At 66.2% G+C, this 21,283-nt stretch carries 24 protein-coding genes and 1 pseudogene; 14 read left to right on the forward strand and 11 right to left on the reverse strand.

The annotated features are described in order from the left end of the window. The first annotated feature begins 237 nt into the window (after positions 1–237). From P2T60_RS07760 to P2T60_RS07775, 4 genes are all read left to right on the forward strand, one after another. Positions 238–450 (forward strand): antitoxin VapB family protein, encoded by a 213-nt coding sequence (locus P2T60_RS07760; protein WP_276281982.1) that lies wholly within the window; start codon positions 238–240, stop codon positions 448–450. A gap of 53 nt (positions 451–503) precedes the next feature. Next, complete coding sequence (locus tag P2T60_RS07765; protein WP_276281983.1) at positions 504–1,355, forward strand: UbiA family prenyltransferase; 852 nt, start codon at positions 504–506, stop codon at positions 1,353–1,355. 123 nt (positions 1,356–1,478) lie between these two features. After that, a complete protein-coding gene (locus tag P2T60_RS07770) occupies positions 1,479–2,153 on the forward strand; it encodes a DUF7282 domain-containing protein (protein WP_276281984.1) in 675 nt (224 codons plus the stop codon). A gap of 52 nt (positions 2,154–2,205) precedes the next feature. After that, entirely contained in the window at positions 2,206–3,138 is a 933-nt protein-coding gene (locus tag P2T60_RS07775; RefSeq protein ID WP_276281985.1) for an alpha/beta fold hydrolase, read from the forward strand. Between the two features lies 1 nt (position 3,139). Here P2T60_RS07775 and P2T60_RS07780 read toward each other — a convergent pair whose 3' ends face one another. After that, a complete protein-coding gene (locus P2T60_RS07780; protein WP_276281986.1) occupies positions 3,140–3,691 on the reverse strand; it encodes a hypothetical protein in 552 nt (183 codons plus the stop codon). Between the two features lie 90 nt (positions 3,692–3,781). Further along, on the reverse strand, positions 3,782–4,963 hold the full coding sequence (locus P2T60_RS07785; RefSeq protein WP_276281987.1) for a redox-regulated ATPase YchF: 1,182 nt from the start codon (positions 4,961–4,963) through the stop codon (positions 3,782–3,784). Positions 4,964–5,447: 484 nt separating this feature from the next. Here P2T60_RS07785 and P2T60_RS07790 point away from each other — a divergent pair, with 484 nt between their 5' ends. Next, a complete protein-coding gene (locus P2T60_RS07790) occupies positions 5,448–5,660 on the forward strand; it encodes a dodecin family protein (RefSeq protein WP_276281988.1) in 213 nt (70 codons plus the stop codon). A gap of 124 nt (positions 5,661–5,784) precedes the next feature. Then, a pseudogene (locus P2T60_RS21970) lies at positions 5,785–5,940 on the forward strand (DUF8070 family membrane protein); the annotation flags it as partial. A gap of 153 nt (positions 5,941–6,093) precedes the next feature. Here the strand turns inward: P2T60_RS21970 and P2T60_RS07795 are convergent. The 6 genes from P2T60_RS07795 to P2T60_RS07820 form a co-directional block, all read right to left on the reverse strand. Then, positions 6,094–6,825, reverse strand: coding sequence for a bifunctional helix-turn-helix transcriptional regulator/GNAT family N-acetyltransferase (locus tag P2T60_RS07795; RefSeq protein ID WP_276281989.1), 732 nt, complete (start codon positions 6,823–6,825; stop codon positions 6,094–6,096). A 279-nt stretch (positions 6,826–7,104) separates the two neighbouring features. Continuing rightward, a complete protein-coding gene (locus P2T60_RS07800) occupies positions 7,105–7,497 on the reverse strand; it encodes a DUF8055 family protein (protein ID WP_276281990.1) in 393 nt (130 codons plus the stop codon). A gap of 9 nt (positions 7,498–7,506) precedes the next feature. Next, on the reverse strand, positions 7,507–9,174 hold the full coding sequence (locus tag P2T60_RS07805) for an FAD-dependent monooxygenase (RefSeq protein ID WP_276281991.1): 1,668 nt from the start codon (positions 9,172–9,174) through the stop codon (positions 7,507–7,509). Further along, a complete protein-coding gene (locus P2T60_RS07810; protein WP_382209510.1) occupies positions 9,167–10,675 on the reverse strand; it encodes an electron transfer flavoprotein subunit alpha/FixB family protein in 1,509 nt (502 codons plus the stop codon). The genes P2T60_RS07805 and P2T60_RS07810 overlap by 8 nt, the downstream gene beginning before the upstream one ends. Positions 10,676–10,677: 2 nt before the next feature. Next, the gene (locus P2T60_RS07815) at positions 10,678–11,541 is read right to left on the reverse strand and encodes an electron transfer flavoprotein subunit beta/FixA family protein (RefSeq protein WP_276281992.1); all 864 of its coding nucleotides are present in this window, start codon (positions 11,539–11,541) and stop codon (positions 10,678–10,680) included. Between the two features lie 366 nt (positions 11,542–11,907). After that, complete coding sequence (locus P2T60_RS07820; protein WP_276281993.1) at positions 11,908–12,876, reverse strand: polymer-forming cytoskeletal protein; 969 nt, start codon at positions 12,874–12,876, stop codon at positions 11,908–11,910. A 114-nt stretch (positions 12,877–12,990) separates the two neighbouring features. Here P2T60_RS07820 and P2T60_RS07825 point away from each other — a divergent pair, with 114 nt between their 5' ends. From P2T60_RS07825 to P2T60_RS07850, 6 genes are all read left to right on the forward strand, one after another. Beyond that, entirely contained in the window at positions 12,991–13,188 is a 198-nt protein-coding gene (locus P2T60_RS07825) for a DUF5800 family protein (RefSeq protein ID WP_276281994.1), read from the forward strand. 72 nt (positions 13,189–13,260) lie between these two features. Beyond that, a complete protein-coding gene (locus P2T60_RS07830; protein WP_276281995.1) occupies positions 13,261–13,398 on the forward strand; it encodes a hypothetical protein in 138 nt (45 codons plus the stop codon). An 80-nt stretch (positions 13,399–13,478) separates the two neighbouring features. Beyond that, positions 13,479–14,573 carry a lamin tail domain-containing protein gene (locus P2T60_RS07835; protein ID WP_276281996.1) on the forward strand — a complete coding sequence of 365 codons (1,095 nt, stop codon included), beginning with the start codon at positions 13,479–13,481 and terminating at the stop codon, positions 14,571–14,573. A gap of 131 nt (positions 14,574–14,704) precedes the next feature. Further along, on the forward strand, positions 14,705–15,694 hold the full coding sequence (locus P2T60_RS07840; RefSeq protein ID WP_276281997.1) for a bile acid:sodium symporter family protein: 990 nt from the start codon (positions 14,705–14,707) through the stop codon (positions 15,692–15,694). Between the two features lie 115 nt (positions 15,695–15,809). After that, positions 15,810–16,697: a 3-hydroxyacyl-CoA dehydrogenase family protein gene (locus P2T60_RS07845; RefSeq protein ID WP_276281998.1), complete on the forward strand. Its 888-nt coding sequence runs from the start codon at positions 15,810–15,812 to the stop codon at positions 16,695–16,697. Continuing rightward, positions 16,694–17,566, forward strand: a complete 873-nt coding sequence (locus P2T60_RS07850) for an enoyl-CoA hydratase/isomerase family protein (RefSeq protein ID WP_276281999.1) — start codon at positions 16,694–16,696, stop codon at positions 17,564–17,566. The genes P2T60_RS07845 and P2T60_RS07850 overlap by 4 nt, the downstream gene beginning before the upstream one ends. On the opposite strand, the gene P2T60_RS07855 is transcribed toward P2T60_RS07850, so the two are convergent. Continuing rightward, positions 17,567–18,337 carry a helix-turn-helix transcriptional regulator gene (locus P2T60_RS07855; RefSeq protein ID WP_276282000.1) on the reverse strand — a complete coding sequence of 257 codons (771 nt, stop codon included), beginning with the start codon at positions 18,335–18,337 and terminating at the stop codon, positions 17,567–17,569. Positions 18,338–18,573: 236 nt separating this feature from the next. Here P2T60_RS07855 and P2T60_RS07860 point away from each other — a divergent pair, with 236 nt between their 5' ends. Continuing rightward, positions 18,574–18,903: a DUF7344 domain-containing protein gene (locus P2T60_RS07860; RefSeq protein WP_276282001.1), complete on the forward strand. Its 330-nt coding sequence runs from the start codon at positions 18,574–18,576 to the stop codon at positions 18,901–18,903. Here the strand turns inward: P2T60_RS07860 and P2T60_RS07865 are convergent, their stop codons facing one another. Then, positions 18,904–19,641, reverse strand: a complete 738-nt coding sequence (locus tag P2T60_RS07865; protein WP_276282002.1) for an SDR family NAD(P)-dependent oxidoreductase — start codon at positions 19,639–19,641, stop codon at positions 18,904–18,906. 61 nt (positions 19,642–19,702) lie between these two features. Between P2T60_RS07865 and P2T60_RS07870 the strand changes: the two genes are divergently transcribed. Next, on the forward strand, positions 19,703–20,293 hold the full coding sequence (locus P2T60_RS07870; protein ID WP_276282003.1) for a DUF2391 domain-containing protein: 591 nt from the start codon (positions 19,703–19,705) through the stop codon (positions 20,291–20,293). Between the two features lie 315 nt (positions 20,294–20,608). Here the strand turns inward: P2T60_RS07870 and P2T60_RS07875 are convergent, their stop codons facing one another. Continuing rightward, positions 20,609–21,034, reverse strand: a complete 426-nt coding sequence (locus tag P2T60_RS07875) for an RNA-binding protein (protein ID WP_276282004.1) — start codon at positions 21,032–21,034, stop codon at positions 20,609–20,611. Positions 21,035–21,283 lie beyond the last annotated feature (249 nt).

The following is a 21,283-nucleotide window of genomic DNA, read 5'->3' on the forward strand; positions in this document are numbered from 1 at the left end:
CCAGACATAGATTTTCATTTGCTTAGGAATCGTTTTTAGGTTTTTGACCACGACACAAATTTTTTAAAGACTACTCTATCGTTCTCTACGACGATAGAGAGTATCCCGGTCGCGGTTGCGGTGCGGTCTTCATCGGTTCAAGCCAACTCGCGCTGTCGTCGGAGTTCGCCGGAGTCGCACCGCCGTCAGGGTCCACAAAACACTCAAATGTAGACGCGGACGTACACGAGTCTGCACGTGGAGGGGAAGATTCGCATCAGCGACGAAACCGACGAGCGACTCGAAGCGCGAAAGGGCGACGACGAGAGTGTCACCGACCTCCTCGAACGACTGACCGACGACGAACGAGACATCTACGCCGGATTCGGCGTGTGGTCGGACTCCGACGCCACCGAAGCGATGCGGAAGGCGCACGAACACATCAACGAAGACGCGGAGACGTACCGATAGCCGACACCGACCGCCCTGAGATTTTATGCGTCTCGCTCCCGTCCGATGGTACCATGCCCATCTCGCGCCGGGAGTCCGGCGTCGTCCCCGCGGCCCGCGCACTGGCCTCGCAGGTCCACCCCGTGTTCATGCTCCCGCCGGTCGCCTGCTCGCTGTTCGGCGGCGTGCTGGCGGGCACGTTCGCGCCGCTGGCGGGTCTGGCCCACCTGACGGCCATCTTCGCGGCGGTGTACACCGCCCACGTCAAGGATGGCTACGTCGATTTCTACGTCCGCAACGAGGACGACGACCACCCCCTCTCCGAACGGGGGTGCAAGGCCGCGCTCGCGGGTTCGACCGCGCTGTTTTCGGTCTGCCTGCTCGCGCTCTGGGCGCTCGCAGGCGTCGGCGCGGCCCTGCTGACCCTCCCGACGTGGCTGGTCGCCTACCACCACGCCCCGCAACTCGACACCAACCCCGTTACCGCCACCACGGGCTATCCGCTCGGCATCGCGCTGGCGCTCCTCGGGGGCTACTACGTGCAGGCAGGGACGCTGACTGCCGTGCCCGTCGCGTTCGCGGCGGTGTTCCTCGTCCTGCTCTCGGGCGTGAAGGTAATCGACGACGCGCAGGACTTCGACTACGACCGGTCCATCCGCAAGCGCACCGTCGCGGTGGCGGTCGGCCCGGCGCGCGCCCGAACCGCGGCCTACGCGCTGATGGCGACGGCGCTCCTGCTGGTGGTCGCGCTCGCCGCCCTCGCCGTCTTCCCGCCGAGTAGCGTCGCCGCCGTCGCCGGATTCGGGGCCGTCGCCGCCGTCGCTCGCCGGGCCGACCCGGAGGTGGCGACGATGTTGTTGGTCCGGGGGTCGTACGTCTTCCTCGCCCTGTTGCTCGTGGCGGTGTGGTTCCGGCCGCTTGGGTGACGCGCGAACCAAATCCCTGATTACGCGAGTTCAGTCCCGACCTAGCTCCGAGTATCCCGGCGTTCGACCGATGAACGATTGACACGCTCTTGCCCCCGATTGCCGTAACTTCGGCGGAGACACATGACACGAAAGACGATAGTACTGGCGGTAGTCGCGCTACTCCTCGCCGGAACGTCGGCGGCGCTGGCCGCGGGCACCGGTCCGACGGAGACGAGTGCGACCGACGGCGTACCGATGGCACAGGAGACGACCACGGCGGGCGGAAACCAGACGACCCAGACCACGACGGCGGAGACAACGGCCGAAGGGACCGCACAGACGACGCAGACGCCGACCGGCCAAGCCACCGCGAGCGTCATCTTCCTGAACCAGTCCGCCGGATTCAGCTTCACCGACGGGGCACCGAACACGACGACGGTGACGCTGGAGCGCGTCGTCGTCCCCGAGGGCGGATTCCTCGTGATTCACGAGGCCCGGAACGTCAGCGGTGACTACGCGTCGGCCGAGAACGTCTCGGTGGGTCCGGTCGTGGGCAACTCGACGTATCTCGAACCCGGCGTCCACAGCAACGTCGTGGTCGAACTCGACGGGAGTATCAACGATAGCCAGACCCTCGTCGCCATGCCCCATCTGGACACCAACGACAACCAGCGGTACGACTTCCCGGAGGCCGACGACCCCTACGTGATGGACGGGTCGCCGGTCGTCGAGACGGCGTACGTCATCGTGGAGTACGACGTTATCGACGCCACCTTCGGCGAGCAGACGACGGCGAACGAGACCACCACGGCCTGACGACAGCTCCGGGCGGCCAACATTTTAATCGTTTTCCCGCCAATTGCGGGGCATGGAGAGACAGGTCTCCGCCGACTCCGAGCGAGGACGCGGCGCAGATGGCCCGTGGACCCACGGCCACGCCGTCGTCGACGACGTGCGTCTGCACTACGTCGCGGCGGGCGACGAGGACGACCCCCTCGTGGTCCTCCTCCACGGCTTCCCGGACTTCTGGAACTCGTGGCGCGACCAGATTCCCGCGCTCGCCGACGCCGGATACCGAGTCGTTGCACCGGACATGCGCGGGTACAACCGGTCGGAGAAGCCTCACGGAGTCGAAGCCTACCGAGTCGAGCGACTGGTCGGCGATGTCGCCGGACTCGTGGAGTACTTCGGCCGGGAGCAAGCCCACGTCGTCGGCCACGACTGGGGTGGCATCGTCGCGTGGGAGACGGCGAGTCGTCGCCCGGAAGTGGTCGAGAAACTCGCGGTGCTGAACGCGCCTCACTTCGGGCGGTATCGGGAGGTACTCCGCGATTCACCCGAACAGCGCCGCCGGTCGTGGTACGCCGCGGCGTTCCAGATACCGTGGCTTCCCGAGACGCTACTGGGCGCGTTCGAGTGTGCGGGAATCGGGGCGTTGCTACGGGCCACTGCGGACCCCGACACCTTCAGCGAGGCGGACCTGCGGCGCTACCGCGAGGCCATCTGTCGTCCCGGCGCGTTGACCGCGGCGCTGAACTACTACCGGGCGCTCGCCCGCGACGGACTCCGAGAGGAGATTGGGGCGCTCTTGGGCCGCGAACGCCCACCGCGAGAGGTTCCGGTCCCGACCCAGATTATCTGGGGCGAAGCGGACTCCGCGCTCGTGGTCGAACAGACCGAGAACTTAGAGCGGTGGGTACCGGACCTGCGCGTCGAGCGACTGCCCGGCGTGACCCACTGGGTCCAGAAGGAGGCACCCGAGGAAGTGACCGAACTGCTCGCGGCGTTCTTCGCGGAGTGACTCACACGTCGGTCGCCGTCTCTTCTGGGAGGCGGACGATTTCTTCGGGGTTCTGGAAGGCGTAGAGGACCAGCGACCCCTCCAGACGCTGGTTCTTCAGGAGTCGACGGGAGTCACTTCGGTCCATCTCGCCGACGATTTCGACCGCGGTCAACAGGTCGTCTTGGGTAACTCCGAGGCTCCCGCGGTCGATTTCGACGCCTTCGGGCGCTCTGACGCTCTCGAGCATCACTTCCACGTAGTCGGCGAGGTCCGTGGTGTCGGCGAGTCGTTCGTGCCACGAGGCCGGGTAGATACTCACGTTGTCGCCGATTCGGTAGATTCGGTCGCCGGGTTGCCACGACCGGGCGTCGGTGAGTCGGTCCTCCAGCGAGGTGTCGAACCGCTCGCTGTCGTAGTCCAACTCCTCGGCGTAGGCTTCCACGAGGTCGCGGGGGACGCCGGGACCCTCGACGGCGTGGTGGCGTTCGAGGTACTGGACGAGTTCCCGGGCGGTGAAATACTCGTCGTGGTGGGACAACTCGTTTGCGAGGTCCGTATCGACGGATGCCATAGGTAGTGTGCGACAGCGACGAGGAAAAACGCGATGTAAGATTTCCGGGGACTGGTCGGTGGGAGAGAACGGACCGAGACGCACGAGCGACTACTTCGCCGTACTCACGATTTTCACCACGTCGCCCTCTTCTAACTCGTAGTCGTCGCTGATGTCGCGGTTGGTCTTGCCGTTGACCGCGTGGAGGTAGCCGTCGCCGATGTCTGAGTGGACCGCGTAAGCGAGGTCCTTGGGCGTCGAACCGCGGGGCAGGAGGAAGGCGTCGGGTAGGACGTTACCCTTCGCGTCGGTCCACTTGGTCTCGTTCTGGACCGGGTAGGCCGTAATCCGGTCGAGCAGGTCGTAGACCGCGGTGTTTAGCGCCTGCTGGACGCCGGTGCCGCCCCACTCGGCCATGACCTCCCGAATCTGGTCGAGTCCGGCCCGCTGGTCGTCGCTCAGGTCGCCGACCGCCTCGAAGTCGTCGTCGCCGGGGTCGTAATCGACGGCCCCGGCCTGCTCTGCCTGTCGCAGGGCCAACTCGCCTTCCGCGGTGGCGGGGATGACTGGCTTGCCGGTCTCGCGGAGTCGCTCGACGTTCTCCGGCGGGGCAACGTCGGCCTTGTTCGCCACGAGGATGATGGGTTTGGTCCGGGCGCGCACGTCGCGCGCGAGGGCTTCGCGGTGGTCGTCGGTCCACTGGATGGGGTCCTCGGGGTAGTCGAGTTCGCGGAGGCTGGCGGCTACGTCCGCCTCCGTCGCGCCGAACCCGGTCAACATGTCCGCCAGCGCGTCGTCGATGTCGAAGTCGGGCGACCGGGACTTGCGCTCGACGCTCTCCCAGTTTCGCTCGACGATGCTCGCCAGCCACTGGTCCATCTCCTCCTCGATGAAGTCCACTTCCTCTACGGGGTCGTAGGACCCGATTTCGACGGGTTCGCCCTCCTCGTTGGTGCCGCCGGAGGCGTCCACGACGTTGACGATTGCGTCGGCGTTCGTCAACTCGTCCAGAAACTGGTTGCCGAGTCCGCGGCCCTCGTGGGCACCGGGGACGAGTCCGGCCACGTCCAAGAGTTCGATGGGGACGTAGCGCTTCCCGTCGTGGCAGTTCTCGTCGCCACAGCGCTCGTCGCGTTCGAGACAGGGACACTCCGTCCGGACGTGGCTCACGCCGCGGTTGGCGTCGATGGTCGTGAACGGGTAGTTGGCCACGTCCACGTCGGCCATCGTCGCGGCCTTGTAGAAGGTGGACTTGCCCGCGTTGGGCTTGCCCGCCAGCGCGATGGAAATCATGCTAGGTGCTACCGGCGTCGAAGAAAAGCCCCTTTCGGTTCTGCAGGTTCGGGATTTCGTCGGCGGCGTCGATTCCGTCCGGCACTTCCCGCCGGACGGTCCACCGGGCGCGCGCTGACCGAACAGACGGCAGGAGCGCGGTGAAGAATTGTATACAAATATCTAGACAATATATACATTTCTATAACAATTCTAAACGCGTCTTTCTGCTCGGCGCGTGCGGGCGCGACGCCGTGGGCGTCGCGCCGCGCGCGAGGGACGGCGGCCGCGTCCGCGGCCGCCGAGGGTGGGGAGGCGTGAGGCCTGCGGTCGCGGTGCGGGGCGGTGCTGTGCGGTAACTCAGTGGTTCAAGCCTGAAGCTAGCCCCGCCGAATCAGTCCCGTCGGTGTCGCAAGTCCCCGTACGAATCGGACGGGCCACCAGCGACCGCCGCCTCGAAACGGCCACAAGACGCTACACGAATCCCGTCGTACCGTCGCTGGCCATGACGGCAGTAAAAATCATCAAGGTCCTCGGCACCTCCGAGGAGGGGTGGGAGCAGGCCGCGCAGGAAGCGGTGGACCAAGCCAGCAAGACCATCGACGACATCCACGGCGTCGAGGTCGAGGACTGGACCGCCGACGTAGAGAACGGCCAGATACAGGAGTACAAGACCACCGTCGAAGTCGCGTTCCCGGTCCACGAACAGCAGGGGTGACGTAGCGCGACCGAGTAGGACCGAGCGACGCCAGCGCGACCGAGTAACGGCCGCTCTTTTCGCTCCCGAAAACGTACCACCCGCGAACCGCCACGTCCGTTATGGACAAGCGTCTGATAGCTCGGTGGGGGTACGGTATTCGGTCCTCGCCGCCGGATTCACGGTCGGCGTGCCCTACGCCACGTTTCGGACCGGACTCGTTCCGCTGGTACTCGCGTGGGTCGGCGTCGCGCTACTCGTGCGGTCGGTGATGCGCGGGAGCGCCACCGACGGTCCGACCGCAGAGGGCCCCGCGGCCGCGTCGCTGGCGCTGTCGAGAGACGGCCCCAGAGAGGGCGAGGCGTCGGTCTCGCGCCCCCGCGACTCGCCTACTTCTTCTACGGCGTCGGCCTGCCGGTCGTCTCCGCGGGTCTGCTGGCGTGACTCTGGTGACTCAGAGGTCGACCGCCATCATCACTTCGTCCACGTAGTCGCCGCCGATTTTGTAGTGGTCCTCGCGGACCGCCTCGGTCTCCCACCCGTGGTCTTTCAGGAACTCGATGGCGTACTCGTTGGTCGAGGGCGCGCTCTGGTAGACCTTCTCGTAGCCGTTCGAGGCCGCCCACTCCAGACCGCGCTCCAGCAGGTGACTCCCGATGCCGTGGCCCTGATACTCGTCCAGTACACCGACGGTCAACTCCGCGGTGTGGGCCAGTTTGTCGAGTTCCGGCGCGTAGAGGTGGACCCACCCCACTACGTCGTCACCGACGGTGGCGACGAAGAACATCCGCGACTCGATTTCGTTGTGCCGGAGCAGAGCCTCGTCGTGGTCGATTTCGTCGGCTACGCTCTCGGCGACGATGTAACTTCCCTGCTCGGCGACCCGCCGAATCGCGCCGACGATACCCGAGAGATCCTCCTGTCGCGCCGGTCGGACCGTGAACTCGATGCCATCGACCTCGTACTCCTCGGCCGCACCCTCCTCGAACGACGCCCGGAGCATCCCCTCGCGCTCTTCGAGGTAGCCGTCGCGCTTCAGGATGGCGACGTGGTGGCGGAACCCGCCGTGGTCCACGTGCAACACGTCGCGGGCCTCCTCCGCGTCCACCTCGCCGTGGCTCTCTACGTACTCGTAGATGCGCTTGCGGTCCTCGTGGCCGAACTCCAGCGTTTCGGAGAACTTCATGTTCAATGATAACACACTCCGCGATTACTTAATCTTTTCTCGCACTCGGACGGGGTTGGTTACGACGTTCCGGCTCTCGTCTCGGGTCGTCGTGAGACGTGTTCTGACGAGCGCGGTCTACTCGCTCCGCAACGACACGGCCAAGACGACCGGGAAGACCGAAACGGAGAAGGCCCAGAAAGCCCCGCCCGCGGTCACGCGAGCGGACGGCCCCTTTATCCCGCCCCGTGGTCTGCTCGGCCGAGCGCGTCCGTGGCGGCTGATAGGCCGAGCGTTCGCCTACCGAACGCGAGGCCGCCACGCGACCCCGGACTCCCGGTCGGGCACGCCCGTCAGCAGTTGGGCCGTCGTCACCACGTCGCGGGTCTCGACGACCGCCTCGGCGACTTCCCGGACCGTGAAGTCGGGCGCTATCTCGCGGCCGTGACATCGGGCGTACAGCGCCAACCAGTCGTTGGTCGCTCGCTCCAGTCCGTCCATCTCCGCGCGGTCCAGCGGCGCGTACTCGCCGGTTCGGGCCTCGACGTACACCGCGACGACTTCGCCGACGCCCTCGCGCAGGAATTTCACGGCGCGCTCCTCGTCCGGCGGGTCCTCGGGCGGGTCGAAGCCCCGGCGGTCCTCGCGGGCGCGGTCGGCCAGCGCCTCGATTCGGTCGTGGTAGTCGCTCACGCGTCTGTCTCACCCCTCCCTGAACTCGACGCCCTTGCCGCCGCGGGGGTGTTCCCAGTCGGTGTCGGCGACCACCGCGCAGGTGCCACACTCGACGCAGGGTTGGGTGTCGAGGCTGACCCGTTTCTCCTCGTTCCCGTTGGTCTTGACCGTCTCCTCGCGGTAGCATCCGCCGCCGAAGTCCCGCGCGCTGACCGGACAGGCGTAGACCGCCGCGCCGCTGGCTTCGACCGAGGCGTCCCGCAGTTCGATGTGGGGGTTGCCAACGTCGGTGTCGTAGGTCAGGTCGCCGATGCGCTCCACGAGGGGTTTGGGTTCGTAGTCGGCCTCGCCGGTGACGCGCTCGCCCAACTCCTCGGCGATGACGGTCGGCAGGGTGACGTAGGGCGTCTGCGTGTCGGGCACGATTTGGGAGAGACGCGGCGACGAGTAGAGGTCTTCGAGCAGGCCGCCGGTCAGTCGTACCCCGAGTCGACCGACCGACGAGGTGAGAACCGAGTCCAGCAGGTCCGTCACGGCGTCGTGTTCGCCGAGCGCGCTGGCGACCCGATACCCCTTCGGCCGGAGTTTGCCCATGACACCCTCCTCGCGGAGTTTCCGCTCGTAGAGTTCGCCCGCCTTCTCGGGCTTGCCGCGCAGTTTCGCCTCGGCGAACGCCTCGCCCGCAAGCGCGCCTGCGCTCACGGCGTGGTTCATCCCCTTGATGATGGGACCCTGTGCCTGCATCTGTCCGGCGGCGTCTCCGACCACGAGGAGGCGACCCTCGTGGGGCGAGCGAATCGCGGCCTTCTTCGAGTCGGGCACGAGTTTCGCGCTGTACTCCACCTCGTCGTAGTGGCCCTCCAACCAGTCGGCCAGCAGGGGATGGGTCAGCAGGTTGTCGAGCAACTGGTGGGGTTCGGCCTCCTGTTCCACGATGCTGTCGAGGTGGAACACCGACCCGATGGACAGCGAGTCCTCGTTCGTGTAGACGAACCCGCCGCCGCGCACGTCCTCGAACAGGTCGCCCGAGAACAGGTGGGCCTCTCCCTCGTCGTCTGCCACACCGAACCGGTCAGCGATGACTTCGGGGGGCACGTCCACGACGGCTTTCACGCCTTGGAACCACTCGTCGGGGTCCTCCCAGTCCATCAGGCCAGCGTCTCGGGCCAACTCGGAGTTCACGCCGTCGGCGGCGACCACGAGGTCGGCCCGGATGGGGTCGAGTTCGTCGCAGGTCACGCCGACGATTTCGCCGCGTTCGCGCAGGAGACCGTTGACCCGGACGTTCGTCAGCAGTCCGCCGCCGGTCTCGCTGGCCATCTCGTGAACCCGGTTGGCCATCCACGAGTCCATCTTCCGGCGAAGCACCGCGTCGGACCACGCGGTGTCGTGTTCGTGGAGGTCGGTGATGTCGAAGGTCTCGACTCTCTCGCCCGCGACGTTGTGGAGGTAGTAGTCCGTGACCGGGCGCTCGGTGGCTTCCTCGCGGAAGTCGGGGAACAGCGCGTCCACCGTGTAGGGCGCGGACTCCTCGGCGTAGATGAGACCGCCGGTCACGTTCTTCGCCCCGGCTTCGACCCCGCGTTCGAGGACGAGGGTCTCCACGCCGTTTCGCGCCAGTACCGCGGCGGCGGCGGCACCGCCGGGTCCGGCCCCGACGACGACCGCCTCGTAGTGTTCGTGTTCGTCAGTCATCGCTCGCCTCCGCTTTCGCCTTCAGTTCGCCCGCCTTCACGGATTCGGTGAGGCGGGGAAGCACCTCGAACAGGTCGCCCTCCACGAAGTAGTCGCTGAAGTCCCGGATGCGGGCATCGGGGTCGGTGTTGACCGCGACGATGGTGTCCGACTCGTCCATCCCGACCTTGTGCTGGACCGCGCCCGAGATGCCCGCGGCGACGTACAGCGTGGGTGCGACCTCTTGGCCGGTCTCGCCGATTTGTCGCTCCTCGGCCACGTAGTCGGCGACGTGGCCGTCCACGTCGTAGGACGCCGTGACGACGCCGCGCGAGAGTCCGAGCGCGGCGTCGTCGAAGGCGTCCACCAAGTCGAGACCCAACTCGATGCCTCTCGTGGGGTCGTCGCCGATGCCCCGGCCGAGGGCGACGACCACCTCGTGGCCGGTCAAATCGACGCCCTCGTCCAAGCGGTCGAACTCGGTCACGTCCACCCGGAACCAGTCGTCGGGCAGAGTGAGGTCGTGTTCGATGCGCTCGCCCTCCTTCTCGTAGTCGGGGTCGATGGGGTCGAAACTGCCGGGGATGACCGAGCATCCCTGCGGGTGGAACTCCCGGCCGGGGTTGTCGAGACAGAGGATGGTCGAGTACTCGAACCCGGAGAAGTCCGGGCGCTTCATGTGGAGGACGCGCTCGAACTCCACCTTCTCGCCGGGTTCGCCGGTCTTGACCGGGTTGGAGATGAGTTCCTCTTCGATGAACAGGCCCGAGCAGTCGCTGGCGAGACCCGAGTCGAGTTCGCCCTGCACCTGCGCCGAGAGGTCCCGGCCGTTGTTGGTCGCCGGGAAGAGGAAGTAGCGGGGCTTGTCGTAGTCGCGCCACTCGGCGGTGGGTTCGGTACCGGGATTTCCTGTCGCCCAGTTCGGTGGTTCCGCGCCGCCGCGGGCCATGTCCGAGACGATTTCGGTGTAGGGCTTGTGGCGGAACCGCTCCAGTCGGTCGTCCTCGTGGTAGAGCGCCACGTCCGCGCCGTAGGCGAGTACCTCGTCGGCGAGGTCGGTCATCTCGTCGCCGACGAGGACGCCGACGACTCGCTCTGACTCGTCGTACTCGCGGTTGTACGTGTCCATCAGCTCGCGAGCCTTCCCGAGCATCTCCTTGGACACGTCGAGCAGTTCGCCGCCTTGGGTCTCGCAGTAGACCCACATGTCGCGGTACTCGCCGCCCTTCAGCGCCCGGACGTGCTTCTTGTCCCGGGTGTGGTTCTCGACTTCGTAACTGACCTCGCCCTCGTCGGCGTCCTCTTCCTCGTGGTCGGTGTCGGCCGGTTCCCCGCCCTCGGTCTCTTCGTCCAGTGCCTCGATTCGGGTCTGAATCGCTTCTCTGGCGGTCTTGCGGTCGTCGCCCTCGCGTTCGGCGGCGAGGGCGGCGTCGAGTGTTTCGGGGTCGTCTACCGCGGCGAGTTTCTCCTTCAGTTGGTCTACGGTGTACTCGGTCGGGTCGAGGTTCACGTCGTCGGCCACGGTCAGTCACCTCCCGCGAGGGGTCGCATCTCGCCGAGGACCTGTTCCATCCCGTCCGCGTCGTCGGGCGCGACCATCGTGGCCTCGCGCTCGGAGGGAGCCTTCGGAATCGGGTCCACGCCCGAGACGATGGTGGGCGACCCGTCGAGTCCGATGAAGTCGGGGTCCAAGTCGAGGTCCTCGGCGCTCCACGTCGTGAGGTGGTCCTCGTAGCTCTCGACGCGTTCCTCGGTCTCGGCCTTGAGTCGCTTGTGCCGGAGTCGATGCTCGGCCCGCCGGTAGGAAGGTTCGAACTCGGGGTCGGTGACGACGAACGCGGGCAGGGGAGCCTCGACGGTCTCTATCTCGTCCGCGTCGCCCTCCACGAGTCGCTTGGCGCGGAGTCGGCCCTCGTCTTCCTCGACTTCCATCGAGATGACGTGGGTCACGACGGGCCGGTCGAGACACCAACTGGTCTGTGGCCCGGTCTGGCCCGTCTCGCCGTCGGCGGTCTTGAACCCCGCGAAGATGATGTCGGGGTCCTCACCGAACTCCTCGTCTACGTTCTCGACGCCACCCGAGAGGGTAATCGCGGTGGACCACGTATCGGCCGCCGCCATCTCGCGGTCCGACAGCAGGTAGAGGTCGTCGGCGTAGACGCCCATCGCCTCCTCCAGCACGCTCTCGTAACCCGGCGGTCCCATGCTCATCACGCTGACCCGGCCGCCGCACTTGACCTTCGTCTGGAGGGCGGCCTGTAGCGCGAACTCGTCGTTGGGGTTCATCACCGTGGGGGTCGCGCCGCGTTCGAGGTGGCCGTCCTCGTCGAACGACACCTGTCCCTCCCGGAAGTCGGGGACGCCCTTCGTCAGCACTACCGAGTGCATCGATACCACCTCTCGTGAGTAAGCCTCTCTCCCATGTCCGTAGGTATTTCATCGCCAACGTTTATTACATTATCCCCGAGACCGACACCGGCCGCCCGAGCGCGGGGGGAGCGAGACCGACGAGCAGTTCTTTGAAAAATAAATATATTTCCTAAGAAATCAAATATCATTCTCTTAGAAATATTTTTCTTGCCGAAAGCGAACGGGTCGGCGACGACGCCATCGGTCGATGGCGTCGTCGCCGACGCTGGCCGACCCACTCCCTCGAAACGTGCCGACCTATCGCCGGAATTCGACGGACTCGTCCGTCGAATTCCGAAATACGCGCTGGAAAAGTACCCGCCGTCGAACGCCGATTCCGACCGACTACTCGCCGGTCCGGAACTCGAATCCGGTCTCTCCCCCGTCGCCGGTCTCTCCCCCGTCGCTCTCGCCGGACTCGTCGGCGTGGAACCGCTTTCGGCCGCCGTCGCCGTCGGCCGCGATGTGTTCGTGGGCACCGGCTTTCACCATCGACATCTCCCCGCTGGCGCGCATCGTCCCGTCCACGACCGCGCCGTCGTGGAAGTGGAGGTCCTCGCACGACACGTCGCCGCGGACCTCCACGTCGTCGGCGAGTTCGACCGTCCCGTTTCGGGTGGTCACGTCGCCGTGGATGACGGTGCTCTCGCCGACCGAGATGTCGCCGCGGGCGCGGAGACTGCCGAACACGTCGTTTCGCTTCCCGACCTCGATGGACTCGGCCCGGATGTTGCCGTGGAGTCTACAGTCGTCGCCGATGGTCGCGGGGGTCGAGACCCGCCACGAGTCGTCGGAGACGTGGCCGTTGCGCGGGACCACCACGGGGTCGGCCTCGACTTCCTCGTTCTCCAGCAACTCGGAGACGACTTCCTCGGCGGCCTCCTCCTCGCCGATGCGCAACAGTTGCTGGAGGTAGACGAAGACGAAGACGATAGTCGGCATCGGGTTCCGGATGACTATCCACCCGTTGGCCTCGAACCCGTCTTCGATGTCCACGTCGTCGCCGATGTCCAAGTCGCCACTCACCATCAGGCGACCGCCGACGTGGACGCGTTCGCCGAGGTAGGCGTCCCGGCCGACCAGCACGTTGTCCTCCACGTCCGACCACATGTCGAGGCGGCAGTCGGCCTCGGCCTCGATGTGGCCGCCGAACTGGACGCGTTCCCCGGCGATGACGTTGTGACCGCGGACGCCGAACTCGACCGTACTCTGCCCGCCGACGATAACGTCGCCGTCGGTCACGAGGTCGTGTTCTTCGACGGTCGTACCGTCCGGAATCGCTAACTCGTCCAACGGGTCCGAACCAAGCGGCACACCGGAACGTTCCGGTTCGACGCTAATAAACTTCCGTCAGACAACTACCGGAAAACGGACACTCCTCGGCGACGTTCTGATGGGTTTTTAAATGGGGCGGCCAAACGCGGGGGTATGACGACGCTCGCGTTCGACGAGGACGGCGTGGACGTGGTGTACGAGGGGACGGAGTTCCGACTCTCGAAGGACCTCATCGAAGGGGCGACCGGCAAGTCCTACTTCGACGTGACCGACCACGAGGTCCTGAGAATCGTCGAGGAGGACCCCGACCTCTCGGGCCAAGCGCGGCGAATCGGCGACATCCTTCGGTAGGTCGCCCCCGCCTCGAAACCGGGGGAGTCGCCTTCAGATAGGACTAAGGACCACCGTCGCCTCGCTTCGGACATGAACCTGCCTGCCGACTTCGACCACCCCTCGTGGCTGACCGCGTTCGGAACGTTCGCCGGGTACGGCGCGATTCTGCTGGCGATGTTCGTCGCGTTGTTCCTCCTGCCGTACGCGGTGTTCGTGGCTCTCGGGTGACGGTCGCCGTCGTCTCACCCCGGCGATAGGTCCGAATAGCTAAGCGGTCGTAGGTCGCTTCTCTGCCCGGGGGAACGGGAATGACCGACCAGAAACCGTGGACGACCAGAATCACGACCGACCGCGAGGAGATTCGGGCGTGGGCCGAATCGAGAGACGCCGACCCCGCCCACGTCGTCGCCACCGGCGAGGGCGATGACCTCGGCATCCTGCGACTCGACTTTCCGGAGGCGGACGCGAACCTCGAACACGTCTCGTGGGACGACTTCTTCGGGAAGTTCGACGCCGCGGACCTCGCGTTCCGGTATCAGGACGAGAAGCAGAACGGCGAGCGGAGCTACTTCCACCGGTTCGTGAGTCGGGACGCGATGCCCGGCCGGACGAAGACCACGACCGACCGCGAGACCATCCGGAAGTGGGCGGAAGCCAGAGACGCCGACCCCGCCCACGTCGTCGCCACCGGCGAGGGCGACGACGTTGGCATCCTGCGACTCGACTTCCCCGAGGAGGACCCCGACCCGCGACTCGAGGCGATTTCGTGGGACGACTTCTTCGGGAAGTTCGAGACCGAGGACCTCGCGTTCCGGTATCAGGAGACCAAAAAGAGCGGGGAAGAGAGCTACTTCTACCGGTTCGTGAACCGCGCGGAGACGGGCGTGACCGAGGTGCCGGAGGCGGACGTGACCGCCGTCGCAGTCGAGACGACGCCGGTGGGGACCGAATCCGGCGGTGAGGCGGACGCCGGACCGGAGTCACGCCCAGACACCGACCCGGCGCGGGGTTCGACTGCCGAAGGCGTCCCCGACGAGGTGCTGGGCCGACGGCGCGAGGGGGCGCGACTCACCGCGGGTCTCGTCGTGGACGAGATTCACGAGGACGCCCTCGGGTACGACCACTGGAACAAGAACGACGAGTACCTCGTGTTCCGCTACGAGGGCGACGAACCGCTGGACCTGACGGGGTGGACCGTCGAGAACGCCGACGGGAAGACCTACGAGTTCCCCGACGAGTTCGCCCTCGACCCGAACCGGTCGGTGACGCTCCACTCGGGGTCCGGCGAGGACACCGACGAACACCTCTACTGGGGGGCCTCGCGCGCCGTCTGGAAGAACACCGGCGACGTGGTGACGGTCCGGGACGACGACGACCGGCGCGTGATTCGGGTGTCGTACTGAAATACCATCGAAATCCTACTTTCTGGATAAAATTGCCGACGACTGTTCGACCGATAGAAATAAAATCTAAAACTGGAAGGCTACAACGAGATGTTACGACAAGTCGTATCACGGTCGCGGAGGAGTTCGTCGTGAGTGCGCTCGGCGTCGTTCGGCGGGTCAGCGACGTTGCGAACCGGTATTTCGTCGTCTGGGTGCTGGCGTTCTCGGCGGTGGCGCTCGCGGTCCCGTCGGCGTTCACGTGGATTGCGCCCTACATCACGCCGTTGCTCGGCATCATCATGCTCGGGATGGGGTTGACGCTCCAACCCGACGACTTCCGGCGGTTGGTCGAACAACCGCGGGACGTGGCAATCGGCGCGGTCACGCAGTGGGTCGTCATGCCCGTGGCGGCGTACGCGCTCACCGTCGCCCTGTCGCTCCCGACCGAACTCGCCGTCGGCGTCGTCCTCGTGGGTGCCGCGCCCGGCGGCACCGCCTCGAACGTGATGACCTACCTCGGGAAGGGCGACGTGGCGCTCTCGGTGGCTATCACCACGGTCACGACGCTGGCCGCGCCGGTCGTCATGCCCGCGTGGGTCGTCTTCCTCGCGGGCGAACAGTTGAACGTCACCTTCGCTCAGATGTTCTCCAGCATCGTGCAGGTGGTGTTCGTCCCGGTCGTCGCCGGGTTCGCGCTCCGGTACGCTTTGGACCGGAAGGCCCCGAACGTCGCGGAGGCCGGACTCGACGTGTTCCCGGCGGTCAGCGTGGTCGCCATCGTCGCCATCGTCGCGGCGGTCGTGGGACTCAGCAAGGGGACCATCCTGACCGCGGGTGCGGCGGCCGCGATAGCGGTCGTCGCGCACAACGGTATCGGTCTCACCACCGGGTACGGCGTCGGCCGACTCACCGGCATGTCCGAGGACCGCGCCCGGACCTGCGCGTTCGAGGTCGGACTCCAGAACAGCGGACTCGCCGTGGCGCTCGCTACCGCCTTCTTCTCGCCCGCCGCGGCGCTCCCGCCCGCGCTGTTCAGCGTCTGGCACAACGTGAGCGGTCCCGCGCTGGCCTCGTACTTCTCGCGCAAGGAGTCGTCCGCGCCCGACGCGGACGCCGCGGCGGTCCCGGCCGACGACTGACCGACGGGACCCGCGGGCGAAACGGGGTCTCGGTCTCGTCGCTCCGACCCGACCAGAGAGGTGACGAGCGCCCGAGAGATAAACGCTTAACCGCGCTCCGGTCGCTCCCTCCGACATGCAAGTCACCGTACTCGGAGCAGGGACGATGGGTCACGGCATCGCGCAGGTCTCCGCGATGGCGGGCAACAGCGTGACGATTCGGGACATAGAGCAGGACCTCGTGGACGACGGCATCGCGTCCATCGAGGCGAACCTCCAAGGTGGCGTCGAGCGAGACAAAGTGACCGAAGACGAGAAGGCCGCCGCCCTAGAGCGCATCTCGGGCACGACCGACCTCGCAGCGGCCGTCTCGGACGCCGACCTCGTGGTCGAGGCGGTCCCCGAGGACGTGGACCTCAAGAAGCAGACCTTCGAGGACGTGGAGGCGGCGGCCCCCGAAGACGCGATTATCGCCTCCAACACCTCGTCGCTCCCCGTCACCGAAATCGTCTCGGCACTGGACGACCCCGGCCGGGGAATCGGGCTTCACTTCTTCAACCCGGTCCACATCATGCAGTTGGTCGAAGTCGTCGTCGGCGAGCAGACCGACCCCGAGACGGTCGAATCCGCCACCGACTTCGTGGAGGACATCGGCAAGACTGCCATCGAAGTCCGAGACACCGCGGGGTTCGCCTCCTCTCGCCTCGGCGTCGCCCTCGGCGTCGAAGCCATGCGGATGGTAGAGGAGGGCGTCGCAAGCCCGCGGGACATCGACCAGTCGATGGAACTGGGCTACAACCACCCGATGGGTCCGGTCGAACTCGGCGACGTGGTGGGACTCGACGTGCGCCTCGACATCCTCGAACACCTCCGCGAGGAGTTGGGCGAGCGGTTCCGCCCGCCCCAAATCCTCCGCCGGAAGGTCCGGGCCGGGAAACTCGGCAAGAAGACCGGCGAGGGGTTCTACGTCTGGGAGGACGGCGAAATCGTGGGCACCTCCGGCGACTGGGGTGACGACGAATGAGCGACGAGAGCGAAAGTGACGACGAGACCGCGACCGCCGACCGCGGCGACGCCGCGGTCGGCACGCCCGAACAGGTCGCCGCCGAGTGCGAGACCGTGAACGTCGAAGTCGGCGAGCGCGTCGAGAACGTCGCCACCGTCACGCTCTCGCGGCCGGACGCCCGCAACGCCCTGAACGCCCAACTCCGCGCCGAGTTGAAGGACGTGCTGGACGCCATCGAAGCCAGCGACGTGCGCGTGGTCGTCCTCACGGGGTCGTCCGAGTCGGGCGCGTTCGTCGCGGGCGCGGACGTGACCGAACTCCGCGAGCGCGGTCCCCTCGAACAGCGCGAGGCCAGCAAGCGCCCGCGGGTCTACGAGTACGTTGACGACCTCGAACAGCCGGTTATCGGCGCAATCAACGGTCACGCGCTCGGCGGCGGGTGCGAACTCGCGCAGGCCTGCGACACGCGCATCGCCCGCGAGGGGGCCAAACTCGGCCAACCCGAAATCAGCCTCGGCATCATGCCCGGCGGCGGCGGCACCCAGCGCCTCCCCCGACTCGTCGGCGAGGGTCAAGCGATGAAACTCATCCTCTCCGGAGAACTCGTAGACGCCGAGCAAGCCCGCGAAATCGGACTCGTGGACGAAGTTCACGCCGAAGACGACTTCGAAGACAGGGTGTACGACCTCGCCGGGTCGATGGCCGAGAAGAGTCCGCTCGCGCTGGAGTTCGCCAAGAAAGCCGTGAAAGCCTCCAGTCGGATGGAACTGGAGCAGGGCATCGAGTACGAGGCCGAACTGTTCGCGCACCTGTTCGCTTCCGAGGACAAAAACGAGGGCATCGACGCCTTCTTCGAGGACCGCGAACCGGAGTGGGAAGGGAAGTAGTTACAGCACCTCGTCGGCCTCGTCCCAGTAGTTCCGGAACACGCGTTCGCCCCAGTCGAGTGCCGCGGGGGTGTCGTTGCGGATGATGCCCCGGAGTTCGCCGCCCCCCTCGTAGCCGATGAGGATGATACCGTCGCCTTCGGCGGCGATGAGGCCGAACGGGAGCGTCTCGTCGGTTCGTCGAATCGAAAGCCGTCCGGTAGCGAGCGCTTCTCCGAAGCGCTCGCCGTGTTCGTCGCTCAGGTACTCCACCACCGGGTCCTCTAACACGAGGTCGGCGGTCAGGTCGTCGGTGACGAGTTCCCCGTGGAAGAGGTCCACGTACTGGGGGAGGACGACCGGAACGACGCCGGACACGCTGTCGGCGTTCCGGACGAGTGCTTCGATGTACGTCACCGGGCGGGTGGGGGCGTGTCGCTCCGCGAGAACGGTGTCGGCCCCGAGTAAGAGGTCGGTCGTCACGGGGGCGTCGTCCGGAAGCACCGACAGGAGCGACTCGTTGTCGTAGACTCCCGCGGCGCGAGCCTCGAACTCCCGGTACTGGTCGGCCAACAGGCGTCCGACCAGCGTGAGTTCCACGCCCTCGTCGGATTCGGTCACGAGTCCGTGCGTTTCGAGTTCCCGAACCGCCTTGTACACCGTCGAGCGAGAGAGATTCAGCTCGTCGCGCAGGTCGCGCTTGCTGGTCGGTCCGTCGGTCAACCGGTCGAGAAACGACGCGCGCTTGACGACGGTCGAGATTACGTCGTGGAGGTCGGTGTCGTCAGTCATACAGTGTTTCGCAGTCGTGGCACTTCTCTGTATTTCAGTTCGAGGGACGTATTCGTTTTGGAACCTATCGCGGGTCCAAACCGTCTACCTTCGGTCCGCCGACCGAGACGCGTTTCGAGGTTCGAAACGCATCTCGGACTCCCGAATGCGGTCCGGCCGCCGAAACGGGTCCGGTCGATTACAATCAAATATCCCGGCCGTCTTCTATCAGGTAAATCGCCGCCGAGGTGACACCGATGATAGGAAACCGAGACGACACGAGACCCCCGCGGGCGTCTCCCGAGTCGAACGAGACGAGCATCACCCCACAGGAGTTGTGGAGCGTTCTCAGCGATTCGCGTCGGCGAGAGGTCCTTCGGACGCTCGGCCCCGAGGTGGGTCGAGTCGCGCTCTCGGACCTCGCCGAGCAACTGGCAGAGGAGACGCCCGCCGAGCGAGTCGCCATCCAACTCCACCACAACCACCTCCCCAAGTTGGCGGAGTACGGACTCGTGAATTACGACCACGAGCAGAGAGTCGTCGAGGCGGGGACCACGCCGGATTGGGTCGAACCGTATGAACTGTAGCTACCGCATCAGTTCTCCGCCGTTGACGTTCAGCGTCTCGCCGGTGACGAATCCGGCGTCGCGCAGGAACGCCGCGGCCTCGGCGATGTCCTCCGGTCGGCCGAATCGGTCGAGCGGAATCTTCGCCATCTCCTCGCGCTTCTCCGCCTCGGTCCGGTCGGCGGTCATGTCGGTCTCGACGTGGCCGGGCGCGACGGCGTTGACCCGGACCTCGGGCGCGAAGTCTCCAGCGTGACTCTTCGTGAGACCGAGGAGTCCGGCCTTCGACGCCGCGTAGTGGCACTCTACCGGCGCGCCGGTGTAGGCCAGAATCGACGAGACGTTCGTGACCGAGGGCGTCGGGGAGTCCTCGGACTCCTTCAGGCGGGGCAGGGCCGCCTTCGTCACGTTGAACGCGCCGTTGACGTTGGTGTTCATCACCCGGTCGAAGTCCTCCGGCGAGAGGTCCTCGGTGTAGACGTGTTGGTCGATGCCCGCGTTGTTGACGACGTGCGAGAGGTCGCCGAAGGCTTCGACCGTCGCGTCCACGAGGTCGGCCGCGTCGTCGGGGTCGCTCACGTCGGCCCGGACCGCGACGGCCTCGCTGTCGGTCCCGCGCTGGATGGACTCGGCGACCGTTCTGGCCTTCTGTGCGCTCGACGCGTAGTTGACGGCAACGTCGTAGCCGTCGCGCGCGAATCGCTCGGCGATTGCTCGGCCGATACCCCGAGAGGACCCGGTGACGAGTGTCGCTGGCATACCCCGACGACGAGCGTCCGCGACCTTGGCGTTTATGACTGCCGGGCGTGATTCCGGACCCATGAGCGACCCCCGAACCGACGCCGCCGCGGGCGAGTCGAATCCGGGGCCGGACCCCGAACTCGACGACCTGTTGGACGAACTCGAAACGCTGGAGAGGACAGTAGACGACCCCGAGGAAGTCGAACAGGTCCGCGAGACGATACGGGTCGCCCGGCGGGTCTCGACCCCGAGCGCGTTCGGCCGGGTCATCCGTGGGTTCGACCGGCACGACGCCGCCGAATCGCTGGTCGGGAGCATCGTCGTCGGCGTGCCGATGCTGGTCGAGGGCGGGACGCTCGAAATCGGGGCGCACCTCGCCACCCATCCGGTTGCCTTCCTCGCCACGCTGGTCGGGACCGTCGGGGTCGTCGTCGGCGTGCTGTACGTCGCCGAAATCCAGCAGGTCGAAATCTACCGACCCTTCTTCGGCGTGGTCCCGCGCCGACTCGTGGGCGTCCTCGCCATCTCGTTCGCCACGGCGCTCGCGCTGATGACCGGGTGGGGGCGCGTCGAGTGGACCGACCCGTGGCTCGCGGTGTGTCAGACCACGGTGACGTTCGCTCCGATGGCTCTCGGCGGCGCTCTCGGCGACATTCTGCCGGGGTCGTGAAAATTTCGTTCACGCCTCTCGTGAAAATGTCAATGTTCAAACTCTATAACACAAAGTATATCAACGTAGTGCGGGTATTGGTAGCTGTTCCCACGCGGAACCCGGTGAGACGTATGATAGAATGTCCACACTGCGGTTCGGACCTGAATCGGCAAACGAAGAGTCAAACGCGACGCAACGGCGAACCTCTCGGCGGTAAATCGACCGGTTCAGAACTCGTAAACTGTCCGGACTGCGACGGGATGATAGACGGGTTCTCGGCGCATTAGGCGGTAACTACTCTCTTTTCGGGCGCGTCAGGCGGCAGGATGACGACTACAGCGCCGTCAGTGCTTCGCGGGCGTTCTCGACGGCGGCGTCTTTCTTGGCGGGGTAGGCTTCGACCTTCGCGCGGAACGTGATTCCCTCGCCGAGTTCGGCCTCGCCGCGGTAGGCCGCCTGCTTGTCGAGACGGAGGAACAGCGAGCAGTTGTCGTCCACTCGCTGGTCGAGTTCGTCCAGCAGGCCGTCGGCGTCGGGGAGTTCGGCCACCCTCGAGAGGACGCGGCGCATCTCGTCGGCGTTCTCGACGCGCGCCGAGAGGACGAGGATTCGGTCGCCGTGGTGACCCTCGCTGGTCGCTCGCTCGATTTCGAACTCGTCGGGAAGGTAGGTCCGCAGGGCTTGCTCGACGCGCTTGTCGTCCTCGGTCGCGTAGCAGAACGCCCGCAGGTCGATGTAGTGGAACGGAACTTCGGCCATCGAGCGGTGGTAGGACCCCCGAACGGAAAAAGGCGTTTCGTTCGGTGCAGAACTTCTCGGGTGGCTCTGGGCGGCGACTGCTCGACTCTGGGGCGGTTCTGACTGTTTTCTAACTGCGCGTTGTTTTCATTCCGGCGCGCGCGGGCGCGGCCTCTCGTGGCCGCGCCCATCCGCGCGAGGGACGAGTAGCGCAGGCCGCAGGCCGAGCAACACAGTCGGTTGGGGAGGACGTGGCCCGCGGTTGTGGTG

The organism is Halorussus caseinilyticus, from assembly GCF_029338395.1.
GTDB classification, from domain to species: Archaea; Halobacteriota; Halobacteria; order Halobacteriales; family Haladaptataceae; genus Halorussus; species Halorussus caseinilyticus.

Bases quoted from the DNA above. Each gene is read 5' to 3' on its own strand.
- P2T60_RS07765 (WP_276281983.1), top strand. From the start codon at position 504: ATGCCCATCTCGCGCCGGGAGTCCGGCGTCGTCCCCGCGGCCCGCGCA.
- P2T60_RS07770 (WP_276281984.1), top strand. From the start codon at position 1,479: ATGACACGAAAGACGATAGTACTGGCGGTAGTCGCGCTACTCCTCGCC.
- P2T60_RS07775 (WP_276281985.1), top strand. From the start codon at position 2,206: ATGGAGAGACAGGTCTCCGCCGACTCCGAGCGAGGACGCGGCGCAGAT.
- P2T60_RS07780 (WP_276281986.1), bottom strand. From the start codon at position 3,691: ATGGCATCCGTCGATACGGACCTCGCAAACGAGTTGTCCCACCACGAC.
- P2T60_RS07785 (WP_276281987.1), bottom strand. From the start codon at position 4,963: ATGATTTCCATCGCGCTGGCGGGCAAGCCCAACGCGGGCAAGTCCACC.
- P2T60_RS07790 (WP_276281988.1), top strand. From the start codon at position 5,448: ATGACGGCAGTAAAAATCATCAAGGTCCTCGGCACCTCCGAGGAGGGG.
- P2T60_RS07795 (WP_276281989.1), bottom strand. From the start codon at position 6,825: ATGAAGTTCTCCGAAACGCTGGAGTTCGGCCACGAGGACCGCAAGCGC.
- P2T60_RS07805 (WP_276281991.1), bottom strand. From the start codon at position 9,174: ATGACTGACGAACACGAACACTACGAGGCGGTCGTCGTCGGGGCCGGA.
- P2T60_RS07815 (WP_276281992.1), bottom strand. From the start codon at position 11,541: ATGCACTCGGTAGTGCTGACGAAGGGCGTCCCCGACTTCCGGGAGGGA.
- P2T60_RS07825 (WP_276281994.1), top strand. From the start codon at position 12,991: ATGACGACGCTCGCGTTCGACGAGGACGGCGTGGACGTGGTGTACGAG.
- P2T60_RS07830 (WP_276281995.1), top strand. From the start codon at position 13,261: ATGAACCTGCCTGCCGACTTCGACCACCCCTCGTGGCTGACCGCGTTC.
- P2T60_RS07835 (WP_276281996.1), top strand. From the start codon at position 13,479: ATGACCGACCAGAAACCGTGGACGACCAGAATCACGACCGACCGCGAG.
- P2T60_RS07845 (WP_276281998.1), top strand. From the start codon at position 15,810: ATGCAAGTCACCGTACTCGGAGCAGGGACGATGGGTCACGGCATCGCG.
- P2T60_RS07850 (WP_276281999.1), top strand. From the start codon at position 16,694: ATGAGCGACGAGAGCGAAAGTGACGACGAGACCGCGACCGCCGACCGC.
- P2T60_RS07855 (WP_276282000.1), bottom strand. From the start codon at position 18,337: ATGACTGACGACACCGACCTCCACGACGTAATCTCGACCGTCGTCAAG.
- P2T60_RS07860 (WP_276282001.1), top strand. From the start codon at position 18,574: ATGATAGGAAACCGAGACGACACGAGACCCCCGCGGGCGTCTCCCGAG.
- P2T60_RS07865 (WP_276282002.1), bottom strand. From the start codon at position 19,641: ATGCCAGCGACACTCGTCACCGGGTCCTCTCGGGGTATCGGCCGAGCA.
- P2T60_RS07870 (WP_276282003.1), top strand. From the start codon at position 19,703: ATGAGCGACCCCCGAACCGACGCCGCCGCGGGCGAGTCGAATCCGGGG.
- P2T60_RS07875 (WP_276282004.1), bottom strand. From the start codon at position 21,034: ATGGCCGAAGTTCCGTTCCACTACATCGACCTGCGGGCGTTCTGCTAC.